The 15,017-nt window shown below is 39.5% G+C and carries 14 protein-coding genes; 4 read left to right on the top strand and 10 right to left on the bottom strand.

Going from position 1 to position 15,017, the window contains the following annotated elements; translation table 11 throughout:
* Positions 1-586: 586 nt before the first annotated feature.
* A complete protein-coding gene (locus G3341_RS13585; RefSeq protein ID WP_230085867.1) occupies positions 587-916 on the top strand; it encodes a hypothetical protein in 330 nt (109 codons plus the stop codon).
* Between the two features lie 525 nt (positions 917-1,441).
* Here G3341_RS13585 and G3341_RS13580 read toward each other — a convergent pair.
* Both G3341_RS13580 and G3341_RS13575 read right to left on the bottom strand, forming a co-directional pair.
* The gene (locus tag G3341_RS13580; RefSeq protein WP_244316438.1) at positions 1,442-1,765 is read right to left on the bottom strand and encodes a hypothetical protein; all 324 of its coding nucleotides are present in this window, start codon (positions 1,763-1,765) and stop codon (positions 1,442-1,444) included.
* Positions 1,766-2,132: 367 nt separating this feature from the next.
* Positions 2,133-3,020, bottom strand: a complete 888-nt coding sequence (locus G3341_RS13575) for a PhzF family phenazine biosynthesis protein (protein WP_163862439.1) — start codon at positions 3,018-3,020, stop codon at positions 2,133-2,135.
* A 988-nt stretch (positions 3,021-4,008) separates the two neighbouring features.
* Here G3341_RS13575 and G3341_RS13570 point away from each other — a divergent pair.
* Entirely contained in the window at positions 4,009-4,239 is a 231-nt protein-coding gene (locus G3341_RS13570) for a hypothetical protein (RefSeq protein ID WP_244316437.1), read from the top strand.
* Between the two features lie 157 nt (positions 4,240-4,396).
* Here G3341_RS13570 and G3341_RS13565 read toward each other — a convergent pair whose 3' ends face one another.
* From G3341_RS13565 to G3341_RS13530, 8 genes are all read right to left on the bottom strand, one after another.
* Positions 4,397-5,146, bottom strand: coding sequence for an ankyrin repeat domain-containing protein (locus tag G3341_RS13565; RefSeq protein WP_154635716.1), 750 nt, complete (start codon positions 5,144-5,146; stop codon positions 4,397-4,399).
* Between the two features lie 186 nt (positions 5,147-5,332).
* Positions 5,333-5,554 (bottom strand): hypothetical protein, encoded by a 222-nt coding sequence (locus tag G3341_RS13560; protein ID WP_154623984.1) that lies wholly within the window; start codon positions 5,552-5,554, stop codon positions 5,333-5,335.
* Positions 5,555-6,556: 1,002 nt separating this feature from the next.
* Positions 6,557-7,333: a 3-hydroxybutyrate dehydrogenase gene (locus G3341_RS13555; protein WP_154623983.1), complete on the bottom strand. Its 777-nt coding sequence runs from the start codon at positions 7,331-7,333 to the stop codon at positions 6,557-6,559.
* Between the two features lie 130 nt (positions 7,334-7,463).
* A complete protein-coding gene (locus G3341_RS13550) occupies positions 7,464-8,858 on the bottom strand; it encodes a GntP family permease (RefSeq protein ID WP_208852772.1) in 1,395 nt (464 codons plus the stop codon).
* Between the two features lie 45 nt (positions 8,859-8,903).
* A complete protein-coding gene (locus G3341_RS13545) occupies positions 8,904-9,827 on the bottom strand; it encodes a 3-hydroxyacyl-CoA dehydrogenase family protein (protein ID WP_163862433.1) in 924 nt (307 codons plus the stop codon).
* A complete protein-coding gene (locus G3341_RS13540) occupies positions 9,817-11,022 on the bottom strand; it encodes an acetyl-CoA C-acetyltransferase (protein ID WP_163862430.1) in 1,206 nt (401 codons plus the stop codon). The genes G3341_RS13545 and G3341_RS13540 overlap by 11 nt, the downstream gene beginning before the upstream one ends.
* A gap of 14 nt (positions 11,023-11,036) precedes the next feature.
* Positions 11,037-11,693 carry a 3-oxoacid CoA-transferase subunit B gene (locus tag G3341_RS13535; protein WP_154623979.1) on the bottom strand — a complete coding sequence of 219 codons (657 nt, stop codon included), beginning with the start codon at positions 11,691-11,693 and terminating at the stop codon, positions 11,037-11,039.
* Positions 11,694-11,704: 11 nt separating this feature from the next.
* Positions 11,705-12,403 (bottom strand): CoA transferase subunit A, encoded by a 699-nt coding sequence (locus tag G3341_RS13530; RefSeq protein WP_154623978.1) that lies wholly within the window; start codon positions 12,401-12,403, stop codon positions 11,705-11,707.
* 142 nt (positions 12,404-12,545) lie between these two features.
* Here G3341_RS13530 and G3341_RS13525 point away from each other — a divergent pair, with 142 nt between their 5' ends.
* Positions 12,546-13,436 (top strand): LysR family transcriptional regulator, encoded by an 891-nt coding sequence (locus tag G3341_RS13525; protein ID WP_154623977.1) that lies wholly within the window; start codon positions 12,546-12,548, stop codon positions 13,434-13,436.
* A gap of 549 nt (positions 13,437-13,985) precedes the next feature.
* Positions 13,986-14,915, top strand: a complete 930-nt coding sequence (locus G3341_RS13520; protein WP_154635618.1) for a Dyp-type peroxidase — start codon at positions 13,986-13,988, stop codon at positions 14,913-14,915.
* Positions 14,916-15,017 lie beyond the last annotated feature (102 nt).

Below are 15,017 nucleotides of genomic sequence, written 5' to 3'. Positions count from 1 at the left end.
ATACAGCTAACCTATACCGAAAAATACGGTGTAGCCACTTTGAAATTAAAAACACTCACGTTAATAACGTAACAAAATAATACTGAAAATAAATTACAGTGGTGTCATTGATTGAATCATATACAACACAATGTTTAACTATCTGTTATTAAATGTAATTTTTAATTGAGGTGTGCAGTACGTGCGTATTCAGTTTGGTATTAAGCTAGATTACTTATTTTTTGGAATTATCTTAATTGTTGAATTTATTATCTAAGGTGTCATGGGGTGGCTGGAATTTTATTTTAATTAGTATGCTTTCTGTGATTGTTTTAAGATGAATAAACCAAATAATGGAAGTTTGAAATCATTTAAGTTAACTATCTCAGGGACAAAAATAAAAAATTTGTCATGAACTAAAATAGCGACAGATAAAGTTATCTCTATAATGACCATTCAGATTAAGAGCGACAAACGTAGCTCATCCTATGATACTCGATATTTGCGCGCTGGAGTTAATGACTTGCCAGAAAGTAAACAAAGTAACCGCTACAAGTCGTGATGATTGGTTTAATGGCTATCAGCTAATAAGAGCAATAACAATTTAATGACAATGGATAAAATGGAACACAAAGTTAATATTGTTAAAGCAATAAATATCATTGATGAAAACTCTAAAGTTCTTTACGGAATCTTTGGGATGATTGATAGCTCAGGTTATTTTCCTCCTTGTGATTTTTTGAATGAATTTTTATTTCATGGAAGCGACCCTTGTGACCAATATTATAGAATGGGGGAATGGAAGCCTTTTATTCTCACAAAGCAAGAATATGAGGGAGTCAAAAAATGGTGGTATGAATTACATCCCGAAGCTATTGAATCGAGCTTAAACTGCAAATGTTGGTGCGATTGGGTACAGAAAATATTAAGTCAATAATTGACCTTTATTCATTTTTCGCAACGTTTTTAAGCCTTGGATTGTTCGGCAAGTACGTTAGTGAGTTTGACCTTTTGCGGCAATAATGAGTTTCTTTATCGGTTCATGATCGGGCTCAGTACGATGAACGAAATATAGATTGACTGTTTTTCATGTCAGTAAGGAGTCTCCACTCCTTAATCAAACGGGCTATGGTATAGCCATAAGTGACGGTTGACTCTTATTAAGTAAGACATAGTAATTTAGAGTTTTCTCGTTGTTTTCGATGTCTCTCCGTTGGGGGGGAATTAAACTTTTATGAGTTTAGTTCAGTTCAATTCAGGTTGTAGCTTTGGCAGAAAATCTGATTATAGTTGCCTCACTTTAGGGGAGGTGGAGAAGTGTAAACACCTCAATAGCTGTTGAGTTTATTCATTAATCCCTAAGATACAATCTGGTAATACTCGCTAAGTAACTTTTAAAGAGTCTTTGCTTATGTTTATTGATGAAAGTCTATAATGCCAAACTTTGAGGCGTTAAGGTTAGCTAAGTCAACATTTCTTTTTTCCAAGTGAAAATATTAGAAGGCTCGATATATATACCCTTTTGAGGGTCAAAAAGTACGCCATCAGTTAATTTTATGAGGCAGTATATGGATATCACCGTTATGGTTAGTTCTAAGGGATTGTTACCGATTGAAAAACACATACAGAAATCAGCACTAGGTATATTAACCTCTTGTTTTTCTTCATGGTCTATAAACCATGAACAGTATTCAAAGCCCGTTATTTCTTGATTAAATTGAAAAGGCAGAAAGCCAGAGAAAGTGACTAAGTTAATGTCAGTATCCATAATCAGCGAGCTATTCATTTTTGTTATTTCCGCTTGCCATTTAGAAGGCGATGGTAGCGATTTAGTCGCGAGGTAAACGTGAAAATTTGTCGACATAAAGACCAACTTAAGCAAATATATTTTATGTCACATCAGTATACTCAATATTTTCCACTCATGAGTGTTTTTAGTCTTCGCCATCACAAATTTTCGGGTGAGTCTTCTTTCAGGTACGGTTGTTGCAATATCAACAAGGCGTGACATGCATAATCTATCAACACAATAATATTACGGGGCCGGATGTAGCAAAGATGCGAGTAAAGCATTTATATTGCTTTTGGCGATAATCGTAGCTTTTTACACTGACATTATCTGAGTTAAACCCACGTAATATTCATTTGTCTTTTTAAATTCTAACTATTTTTGTGCCAACCATCGCAGCTTGCCCACCAACTCTGACACGATTTATCGTTTGTCCTTGTTTATTAATTATCACCTGAAGGAGGGAAGAACATGCCATAGCACGCCCTTGCTCTAACAGAAAATGCGTGTCATTAGGCAAGACATGCTTGACTAAATAGCATCCTAAAGCGCCGCTGGAGCTCCCCGTTGCAGATTCTTCATTTATGCCATAAAGAGGTGCAAAGTTACGGCAGTGGGCGGTGATAGATGCATCGCTGCTCAGTTCAAATACATGGAAACCTATCGTATTAAATTGGCGACTTAGGTTGGTGATTTGCGCATAGTTTGGACGTAGGTCATCTAATTGACTGGGCTGTACGGGAATAATAATGTCTGGTAATCCTGTTGAGATCACCTCTATGGGGAGACCCGTTGCCTCGATAGTTTCTTGTGGTATGCCAAGAGCGCTTGCAACATCTGCAACATCAGGTCCTTTGCGTATGATAGGTAAAGCTTGCTCCATGATGATCCCATCAGAACTGACATCGACACTCAGAATTCCAGCTTTTGTTTTCTGTGTATAATGCCCAGAAGTCAGCTGATGAAGTGAAAAAAGGGTAAAAAATGCGGCTAGTGTAGCGTGCCCACAAAAGTCTACTTCTGCTTCTGGAGTGAAAAAATCCACCTTGAAATCGGTTTTTTCGCCACGATAGACAAACGCTGTCTCGGAAAAGCCAACTTTCCGTGCGATGGCTATTTTTTGTGCATCGCTTAGCTCAGGGGGATAGAGCACGACCCCAGCGGGATTACCGCCAGAATTATTTCGTGTAAATGAATTTATGAGGTGTACCTGAACGTCGAGTCCAACCGAATCTAGTATCTCGTTTTGCATCTATTCTCCAATATTTTTTGACTCAGTTTGCTTGATTTTTCTGAGTATAAAGCTTTCTTATCGTTGATAGAGATAAATAATTAGTATGAACGTTTACCATTTCAGCCGAAACATGGTTGCTTAATCGAATCGCGATGAAGTCGGTCAATAAATGGTCTAAAAAGGTCAAGCTTGAATAATTTTTTACAGCCAGATGGTCGGGATTTCATATTGTTGACTATTTCTCTATACAGGACTAGCGGAACTTATGACTAATTACCATCATCAATTGGTTTTGTATAACAAAAATGATTTTTTCTCTCTTTTTAGGTAGAAAGTGGGTAGAACATCAATGCCCAGTTTGTTTAAAATCGGCTCATTAGTGATATCAGACAGGGTAAAGGAAAAAGACGAATTATAGAGTCCTCATTCTATTACAGTGGAGACTATGGCGCTTTATTGACCATTAGCTAACGCCTATTTGCTCATCGGGTTGATGCACGCGAGGCTTACCTCTGCTCTGTAGTGACTCGCGATATACTTGATGTGACTCTTTGAGCGCTAACAGACATTGAGGACATTATTTTGGGTGTTATAGGAATAGAAAATCTTATGGTTATATCCTTACGATTATAGGTGAAGGGTTGGTGATAATAGCAAGCTGGTAATAACGGTAAAGCGGCGATATAACAGTATCATGTCATCAATGGGATAATGATGAATGCTTGAGTCTTGTTGTTGATAAATTGAGCCATGTGACATGTTTATGTCATGTACAATAGGAATATCATATCTGTAGGTTGAAGCTTATTTAAATTAGAGAAATTAAACCATGCAAGAGCGGTTAATTAGCCTTAGTGACAGATCATTGTCTAGAATTCAGTTAGATAATTTTCATTATGACTTACACGCTATTTCTTTAATTTTGAGTAGTGCAGAGGAAATATTCAAATTAACATTTGAATGGGTTTATTCATTTAGGGTAACGGATGAAGGAAACCTCTTAAAAATGCTTGACTATTTTGACGGTCAGATGACGACAGGGTTATATAAAGTCGCAAATTCATCCTATTTACAGTGGTTCCATGAGCAAAGTGCGAATATCCATGATGCGTGTGTTGAACATTATTTAGTTGTGACAAATGATGATGTGATAGACATTATCACATCGGCGAAACCTTTGTTTGAATCTTTATCAGAACCTAAAAAAACACTCGATTGTGATACTCTTTCGCGATAATGATGCGTGATTAAAAGTTATAGAAATAATTAATTAACTAATTGAAATATCATCAAAAAACTAATTTTTTTGATGGCAGTATTATATGAAAGCAAAAACGATGTTTGCAAGGGGGTTTTGATAAAAATACCGTCTATGGTAGACGGTATTTTCAGCGTTATTCGTCGCAAGATGGTTTACCCGTACGGTGATTTAATGCGCCATTAGCAATTAATAACTTTTGCATATCTGGCAGATTATTCTTACATGCATAGGTTAGTGCGCTTTGATCGTAGGAAGGGTAGGTTTTATCATCGGTTGTCGTGGAGCGATTAATATCAGCACCTTGCGATAAAAGATATTTTACGATATCAAGGCGGTTATTGCTGGCGGCGACCATAACAAGTGTTTCACCGTCGCTTTCAAGCGTTTGGTCATTTAAATCAACATCTTTTTTCATTAAATTATGGATTTTTTTAACGACATTAACATTATTCCCAAGCACTGCGGATTTTAATACGTTATACACATCTCCTTTATCAGTTGCCCATAGATTCGCATTCTGAGAGATAAGGTAATCAACCATTTCTTCATCACCGATAAATGCAGCCCAGCCAAGCGCTGTTTGGTCTAAACTACCAGTATCTTTTGCTTCGATATTTTGCCCATTAGCGACCATTTTTTTGACTTTGACTAAGTCACCTTGTTTTACTGCATCAAACCATTCAGCGTTTTCGCCTGTGCTGGGTGTTTTATAGAAAATTCTATGAGGTAAGCGATTTTCATTAGCTAATTCAATCATTTCAGAATAATTATATTTAAATGATTGATATTCTGGCGGATTATTTTTATTGATAACCTGAGCTTGAGCGTATGCTGCCACCATTGATAAAGATAATAGAACAACTTTTAATCCGAATACTCGCATTATTAACTCCAATATTATTTTTTGACGATCAGGTTATTATTTTAACTAAAAATAAATTATTTGCATTTAAATGATGCTAAAGTGAAATTGATTGTTTAATTGGAAATGTGATTTATGTAATTATTTGATTTTATTTGATAAAGTGATTTTTAATCAATAAAAAATTGCTTAGAGGGCACTTGCTCTCTATAAAAACGTTTCGTTAGTTTTTTCTGGTGTCTTGTCCTTGAAGGAGCAGTTCTGTTTAAACTCAGGATTGGATATTGCTATGGTTGCAATAACAATACCTTTGGAGCTGGTTTTATGGCGGTCAGCGGGGGAGATAAACTTGATGTGATAGTTTGGCAAAGGGTCAACAATTTCAACGGGTGCCATGGCATCTAAGGCTTCAAACTGATCAAATAACACGATGTTAGCATGTGAGTTTTCATGGTGAGTTTCTTAATATCAGAGCAGTGTAGCTATAACGAGAAATATCGGAAGAGCCAAACAATGTGTTCGTGATATTGGATGTGAGTCTTATAAAAATATTCTAAAACTTCTGATAATGATAACTGTCTATGCCTGTTGAGAAAATAATGAGCGCTCGCTTACACCATATCAAGCAAGCATCAAAAGGTCGTAATAGATATGATATTGTTGAGAGTGCTAGTGTTATGACGGTGTAGCAAAATAAAAATCGTCATGATGGCCAGTATTGACTCGGAAATAGTGTGCTCTTGTTATCACAAGGGCGTTGTTGAGCAATAGAGAGTTAGGTAACAAGCTATGATTGCCTTTCAATTTCTTCTATTCTTTTTATCACAGAGGTTGTATCGCTGTTGGCATATTCCATTGTACTCAGGTAGATAATATTTTTTGTGTCAAAATCCTTTTTGTAAAATTGGTATTTTAATCCTGGAATACAAATAAGCAGGGAGGCATTTTGTTGTATCAACATTTCAATATCTGACTCTGTATTATCTTTATAAACAATCCAATTTAAATTCTTTTTTTGGATAGTGGATTGTAATAGAGAGACATAGTGCTCAACGGTATTTCCTGACAATATACGGGCGATGAAATTAGAACCATCTAGCCATGTAAAGGCTGCTCTACCAAGTGTTGGACTAAGTTGATAAATAAGGTAGACTTTTTTTCTTCTATTGTCACGACGACTATCCTTATGAGGATGGAGATAGTTTTAAGGATTAAAACTATCGCATGCTTTGGTGTGATCAATGTTTTTATTTTAAAGAGTGATATTCACTAAAAATAAACGGATTCATTGATGATTTATTTTAAGTTTCAAATAATTTATCAGCGGAATATGTGTTATCAAAAATAATAAATAAGGCAGTGGTATGGATGGTTAGTATTATTTAATAGTAGAATAATTAACCACAACGACTGCCTAACTTCAATGGGTGTTTATTGGGCTACCCATCCACCATCCATATTCCAAGCAACGCCTCTGACTTGTGTGGCGCTATCAGAACATAAAAAGAGGGCTAATTCGCCTAATTGTTGAGGTGTAACAAATTGGCCTGACGGCTGTTTTTCTTCGAGTAAGTCTTTGAGTGCTGCTTCGGGCTTTGCTCCATCAGCGATACGCTTATCGATCTGTTGCTGTACCAGTGGGGTTAATACCCATCCCGGACAAATGGCATTGCAGGTAACATTAGTGCGAGCGGTTTCAAGAGCGACGCTCTTGGTTAAGCCTATGACACCATGTTTAGCCGCCACATAAGCGGATTTATTTTTTGACGCGACTAGACCATGTACAGAAGCAATATTGATAATCCTTCCCCAATTATGTTTAAGCATATTTGGTAGGGCTAGCCGCGTGGTATGAAATACAGACGAAAGATTGATGGCGATGATAGCGTTCCATTTATCGACAGGAAAGGATTCTGCTGGGGAGACATGTTGGATCCCTGCATTGTTAATCAGAATGTCCACACCGCCAAATTCCTTATCTGCATAGTGCATCATATCGATGATTTGTTTTTCATCGCTTAGATCGGCATTGTGGTAACCCGGTATATTGCCATTTTGTTTTTGTGCCACCGCGGCTTTTGCCATCTCGATATCGCCAAATCCATTGAGAATAATTTTGGCGCCAGTTTGGGCGAATACTTGTGCAATTCCTAATCCTATACCGCTAGTGGAACCTGTAATAAGTACTGTTTTTCCATGTAAATTCATGATTATTCTCCTCAAATAAAGCGAACTGTATAAAACAAATCAATAAGGTGTTTTTGAGCTACCGTATTGTTAACGATCAATTTACTGTGCACTAACTCATGCATAATGCGGCTCATTTTGAACAGGAGGCTTACACTATACCTGTCATATAAAAGACACCGATGACGAAAAAGACGGCGAGACTTTTAATGATGGTAATAGCAAAGATCCCACCATAAGCTTGCCTATGGCTCAAACCTGTAATAGCGAGTAATGTGATCACCGCACCATTGTGAGGAAGGGTATCCATGCCACCACTAGCCATTGATGCTATACGGTGAAAGACTTCAAGAGGGATATGTGCAGCGTGAGCCGCCGCAATAAAATTATCGGCCATTGCCGCTAATGCAATACTCATTCCTCCGGATGCTGAGCCAGTGATACCTGCTAATGTCGTGATACTAATAGCTTCGTTAAGTAATGGGTTCGGAATGGTTGAAAGCGCGTTAGAGAGAACTAAGAATCCCAGTAATGCGGCAATAACGGCACCAAAACCGTATTCAGACGCTGTATTCATAGCGGCAAGAATCGCACCACTAACAGCACTTCGGCTTCCTTCAGCTAAACGCCCACGGATATTACGGAACCCCAAAATGATAACTAATAAAATACCGGATAGCAGGGCGGCTTCAACAGCCCAAATTGCAGTAATTTTACTTAAGTTAGTCATGATGGGCGCAGCAAGCCCCGGTAACATTAATTCGTGTTCTGGCCCATACCATTTAGGAATGAGATAAGTGAATACTAAGTTTAAGACACCCACTAAAATTAAAGGTGAAATAGCGACAATAGGATTAGGCAGATCAATATTTTTGGGCGTTTCTGGTTCATTGAGTAATTCGGTTCCATAACCTTCATTTTTTATTTTGGCCTTACGTCTTTGACGTTCTAAATAGATAAGGCCAAGTAAAATGATAAATAATGAACCAATTAAACCCAGCCAAGGAGCTGCCCAAGCGGTTGTCCCAAAAAAACTGGTTGGGATGATATTCTGTATTTGTGGGGTACCCGGCAACGCATCCATGGTGAAAGAAAAAGCACCAAGAGCGATTGTTGCTGGGATCAAGCGTTTGGGGATATTACTTTGCCTAAAGAGTTCGGCGGCAAATGGGTAAATAGCAAAGACCACCACAAATAAGGAAACTCCGCCATAGGTTAATAATGCACAGGCTAATACGATGACTGGAATAGTGTGGCGTTGCCCTAATCTTTTGATGGCAGCGGCAACGATTGAATGAGAAAAACCAGATAATTCAATTAGTTTTCCAAATACGGCACCTAGAAGAAAGACGGGAAAGTATAATTTTACGAAACCGACCATTTTCTCCATAAATAGCCCTGTGAAGGCTGGCGCTACAGCACTAGGGTCGGTGAGTAGTACAGCACCGAGAGCTGCGATTGGCGCAAATAGAATAACGCTATATCCACGATAGGCTGCCAACATTAGAAGGCACAGTGCGGCTAGGGCAATTAATACACTCATTATGGCACCTCAATTTTTTGCTTGTGCTTGTGGAAAATCAAAGAGACGTTATGGTTTTAAGCCAGAACGTAATTGGTGTTCTCTGCGTTTTTGAATGTATTCCTTGCGTGAATCATCCCAGCGATAAAACCCTTGCCCACTACGTATCCCTATATGCCCAGCCTTAACTTTTTCATCGATTAAGGCGACCATGTCACTTCCGTTTGCCAATTCAGGTAGTAAATGACGATAAATATCTTGCACAGTAGCAAGCCCGGTCATATCCGCAGCTTCAAATGGACCTATCATTGCATAGCGTCGTCCTAATGACGCTCTCATGACTTGATCGACGGTTTCAACGCTAGCAATGCCACTGTTCACGATGTGTAGCGCTTCTCGGAGTAAGGCAAATTGTAAACGGTTACCAATAAAGCCTGGTGCAGCACGGTTTAGTACCACAGCCTCCAATTGCATGCTAACGAGTATCTTTTGCAGCATATTGAGATATTCAGGTTGTGTGGCTGAACTAGGAACAATTTCTACAAGCGGAATAAAATGAGGAGGATGCCAAAAATGAGCGATTAATAAACGCTCTGGGTAGGTAAGGTTTGCTGCTAGCACATCGGGAAGAAAACCGCTGGTATTGCTAGCAATAATAGCATTTGGCGAAATAAGTTGTTCAAGTTGGGCATACAGTGCATGCTTTAAGTCCAATTTTTCAGGTATAGCTTCGATAATTAAATTCGATGGCGCGATGTCATTTAATGAAGTCGTTCCTTTTAAACGCAGGATAATCTGTTCTTTATCATCTGGAGAGCATTGTTCAGCGGCAATCAACTCATCAAGAATGTGGTTAGCAACAGTGCCGATTTCAGCAATTCTTGTATCATCAGTGTCATACAACCAAATTGTATGTCCATGTCTTGCAAAATGCGTGGCAATCCCAACGCCCATTAAGCCTGCACCGATAACGCTAAAATGATTATTCTGCATAAGACGCTCCTTTTGGTCGTTCAACGGCTAATGCAATGCCTTGGCCTCCGCCAACACAGAGGGTGGCTAACCCTTTGTAGACATCTCGACGAGCCATTTCATGAAGTAGAGTGACAAGAATACGGCATCCCGATGCGCCAATAGGGTGGCCCAGTGCAATTGCTCCCCCATTAACATTAACTTTTTCGCTATGCCAACCTAACGTATTGCTCACCGCGAGCGCTTGGGCCGCGAACGCTTCATTCGCTTCAATTAGGTCTAAATCGTCAATGCGCCATCCCGCTTTGGCTAAACAGCGACGTGATGCATCGACTGGACCAATTCCCATGATGGCGGGGTCAACCCCTGAGACCGCATAACTCACAATTCGAGCCAAAATTGGCAGACCGAGTGCTTGAGCTTTTTGTTCACTCATTAGCATGACGGCGGCAGCACCATCATTAATTGAAGATGAATTTCCAGCGGTCACTGAACCATGGTTAGCGCGGAATGCGGGAGGAAGCTGGGCTAACTTTTCAGCTTGAATATGCGGTCTCGGTTGTTCATCGGTATCGACGGTTATCGTAGTTTTATTCTTTTGTGGGATATTGACAGGAGTGATCTCACTGGCAAAGCGACCGGTTTCTATTGCCATTGCCGCTTTTTTCTGAGAATTCAAGGCAAATAGGTCTTGTTGTTCACGGCTTATGTTAAATTGTTCGGCTAAATTTTCTGCGGTGATCCCCATATGGTAATCATTGAAAGCATCCCATAATCCATCATGCACTAGGCTATCTTTTATTGTGTGATGACCCAGACGCATTCCTGAACGGGCGCCATCAAGATAATAAGGGGCTTTGCTCATATTTTCTTGCCCACCTGCAATCACAATGTTGGCATCACCACAACGAATCGCTTGAGCTGCCTGTTTCACTGCTGCAAGACCTGAGCCACAAACTAAGTTAATTGTAATCGCTGGGGTTGTTTCGGAGAGCCCCGCAGTTAAGGCAGCCTGTCTGGCAGGGTTCTGCCCACAGCCTGTTGTTAATACTTGCCCGAGTATGACTTCATCGACTTCATCTGCCGAGATAGCCGTTTTTTCGAGCAGTGAACGGATCACGGTCGCGCCAAGTTCAACGGCTGAAAGAGAGGATAATGCTCCCTGAAAAGCCCCAATAGGCGTACGTGTGGCTGCAACTATAACGACGTTTTGCATCATTTACTCCTTAATTAGGCAACATTCATTTCAGGAACATGTTCTGGAATAATTAATTTTCCAGCCGTTTTCATCGCGATTTCATCAATGCTTATTCCTGGAGCGCGTTCGCGTAAAATAAATGCTCCATCAGCAATATCAAGTAACGCTAAATCCGTTAGAACCCGTTTGATACAGGCAGCCCCCGTCAAGGGTAGAGTACAGGCAGGTAGTAATTTAGATTTTCCGTCTTTGGCAGTATGGGTCATCACAACAATGATATTGTCAGCACCCGCCACTAAATCCATTGCTCCGCCCATACCTTTAACTATTTTTCCAGGAACCATCCATGAGGCGATATTGCCATTGACATCAACTTCAAATGCACCTAATACCGTTAAGTCAACATGGCCGCCTCGGATCATGGCAAAGGATAATGCGGAATCAAAAATAGCCGCCCCCTTGCGAGCAGTAATAGTTTGTTTTCCTGCATTAATCATGTCTGGGTCAAGCTGTTCTCGCGTTGGAAAAGCCCCAATACCCAATAAACCATTTTCTGATTGCAACATCACATCGATGTCATCAGGAATGTAGTTAGCAACCAGTGTCGGGATACCGATGCCGAGATTCACGTAATAACCGTCTTGTAATTCACGGGCAATACGCATTGCCATTTGTTCGCGTGTTAACATGTTTATAGCCCTCAACTACGCAGAGTTTGTTGTTCGATGCGTTTTTCAAAGTGACCTTGTATTAGGCGGTCGACAAAAATGCCGGGGGTGTGGATCATGGCAGGGTCAAGCTCACCTGGAGGAACGATTTCTTCGACTTCGACAACGGTAATGCGCCCAGCGGCAGCCATAAGTGGATTAAAATTTTGTGCGGTATTACGGTAAATGACATTGCCATACCAGTCGGCTTTCCATCCTTTAATGAGTGCAAAGTCACCGGTGATCGCTTTTTCCATAATGTAGTGACGCCCATCAAATTCACGAACTTCTTTACCTTCTGCAACGGGGGTTCCATAACCCGTTGCAGTGAAAAAAGCGGGAATACCGGCACCACCTGCGCGTAATTGCTCAGCTAATGTGCCCTGTGGGGTGAGTAATGCTTCAAGCTCCCCATTGAGAACCTGTTTTTCAAATAAGGCATTTTCGCCGACATAAGAGGCAATGATTTTGCGTATTTGTTGTGTCTCAAGGAGTACGCCTAGACCAAATCCATCAACACCACAGTTATTAGATACAACAGTCAGTTCTTTCACTCTACGGCGACGAACTTCTGAGATGAGATTTTCAGGGATACCACATAGCCCAAAGCCGCCAGCAAGCACGACCATATTATCAGTTAACCCTTCAAGCGCGTCTTGATAGGAGGTAACACGTTTATCGAGTCCAGCCATAGAAATACTCCTTCAGTTGTCTTTACAGACATGATTCATGACCAAAAATGATTTGTTAATTTTAAATTTGTGACGGATTCATTTGTTTTTCTTATTAATATAATGTTAATTAAATGTATTCATAAGGTTAACGAGGTTGGTCATGAGGATGAGTATCAAACAGCTACGCGCATTTTCAGCGGTAGCTCACACTTTAAGTTTTGCCCATGCCAGTGAACGATTAAATATGTCTCAGCCAGCACTTAGTTTGACGATTAAGGGGTTAGAAGAAACGTTAGGGGGACCGTTATTATTGAGGACAACCCGCAAAGTGATGTTAACGCCAGAAGGTGAAACTTTGCTGAAGATGTCTCGTCAGCTACTCTCTGATTGGGACAGTACAGAAGAAGCGATGCGCCAACACTTTAATCTTCAGTGTGGTAAGGTTTCTATCGCGGCTATGCCATCATTTGCGACGAATGTGTTACCACCAATACTTAAAACATTTCGTATGCGTTATCCTGGGATCAATATTACGGTTCATGATGTGATTAATGAACAAGTGATCGAGATGGTTCATGAAGGACGGGTTGAGATAGGTATCGTTTTTGAGCCTAATTGCTCTGAACAGGTTAATTTTACACCTTTAGGTCTCGAACGTTTTATTGCAATAGTGCCCCCTGATTGTCATCTAGCAAATCGTGAACGTATCTCATGGCGAGAATTGCTCAGCCTTGATTTTATTACTTTACAGCGTCCGTCATCGGTACGTTTTATGTTAGAAGAAGAACTGAAAAAAAATGGGCGTTCGTTGAAAGTGGCATTTGAGAGCCATCAACTGGTAACGGTTGGTCAATTAGTGGCAAATGGTTTGGGGGGAAGTGCTGTTCCTGCTCTGTGTCGTACTCAGATGAAAGAATTGGGGGCGGTGTGCCTTGAGTTGGATAATCCCGTTATTGAGCGTCGTGTAGGCTTGCTATATTCAGCACATAATCAGTTTTCTACTGCGGCACAGGCGTTGGTGAATACCTTAAAGAAAGCCTATAACCCCTAACGGGGCTTGTGGTTGTTGACAAAGTGGGATAAAAGCGTGGTTTTTCCCACTTTGTGTTATCAGCCGAAAATCAATAAATTGATTTTCGTAGTCTATTTTCAAAACTTATTCGACTTGCCGCCAAACATAATAGGTTTGTCAGCGGTCTGTAGTCCCTAACAGGGCTTTTTGTCTCTATTTTAACCATGACAGCGAAAGTTTTATAAAGGCTTTATAGGATAGTGAATAGTGTGAAGCCCTTCCTTTCTAATTAATTTAGATGATGATATAACATTTTATATAGAGTTATTTTTATTATCTGACAATAATAAAAATAATTTAAAGATGTTTTTTAAGATTAGATGTTTTTTTAGAATGTGATTATCTTTTTTGGATTGAAATTTGATTTTCTTTGCTTGTTTATGGGGGATTAATATTTTTATCTTTTTATTAAAAGTGCGTTAAAGGTGTTTTTAATAAAGGTTAATTTAAATAAAAGAGATAAATTATGATGTTTTTAAATCAAATAACAATCCTAAAATGAATGAAAATAGAAAGGGTATAAATTATATGAAATATCAAGATGTGACTAAAACCCCAGGTGAAAACTCTTACTTTCTTGTTTTTAATCTCTTAGATAAAGAAAAAAACCGAGATGAACTGGTGTCTTTTTGTAATAACTTATCAGGTCTAATACGTAGTATGAGAACACGTTTTCCAGCACTGGAAACGAGTTGTGTCATGGGATTTGGCGCAGAAGCTTGGGAACAATTATTTCCCCAATTGCCTAAACCTAAGCAATTGAGTCCTTTTAAAGAAATTAAAGGGGAGCATTACACCGCGGTATCAACACCGGGCGATCTTTTTTTTCATATCCGTGCATTGAATGTTTCAGCCTGTTATGAGCTAGCCTCAATGATCAGCCAACAATTAAATGGAATCGTGACTCACATCGATGAAGTTCATGGTTTTCGCTATATGGACGGGCGGTCAATTATTGGTTTCGTTGATGGAACAGAAAACCCAGAAATGGAAGATGAACGTGCTGAATATGCGGTGATTGGCGATGAAGATGCACAATTCGCTGGTGGCAGTTATGCATTTGTTCAAAAATATATCCATGATATGACAGCATGGCAAAACTTGAGTGTTGAAGAGCAAGAAAAGGTGATTGGTCGTCATAAGTTTAATGATATCGAATTAACGGATGAGCAAAAAATACCTAGCTCTCATAATGTCGTCACGAATATTAAAGATGAAAAGGGTGAAGATCTGAAAATTGTTCGAGCCAATATGCCATTTTCTAGTCCTTCTAAAAATGAATATGGCACTTATTTTATTGGTTATGCAAGATACTTTACAACAACGCGACGCATGTTAGAAAGTATGTTTCTAGGAACAGAAAATGGTGCAACAGATGAGTTACTCAAATACAGTACAGCAGTAACAGGTACTTTGTTTTTTGTTCCTTCACCGTCGCTATTAGATGATATTGAATAAAAGTGTAGAGTATTATTTTAAACGTTATTTCGAGGTTATTAAATTAACCTCGAAGATTATGGCTTAAAATTTATGATTGAAACTTAGTCAGTTCGGTGAGCG

It is taken from the genome of Providencia vermicola (assembly GCF_010748935.1).
GTDB classification, from domain to species: Bacteria; Pseudomonadota; Gammaproteobacteria; order Enterobacterales; family Enterobacteriaceae; genus Providencia; species Providencia zhejiangensis.
The sequence above is the reverse complement of the archived record's forward strand: the minus strand, read 5'-3'. Positions and strand labels throughout refer to the sequence as shown.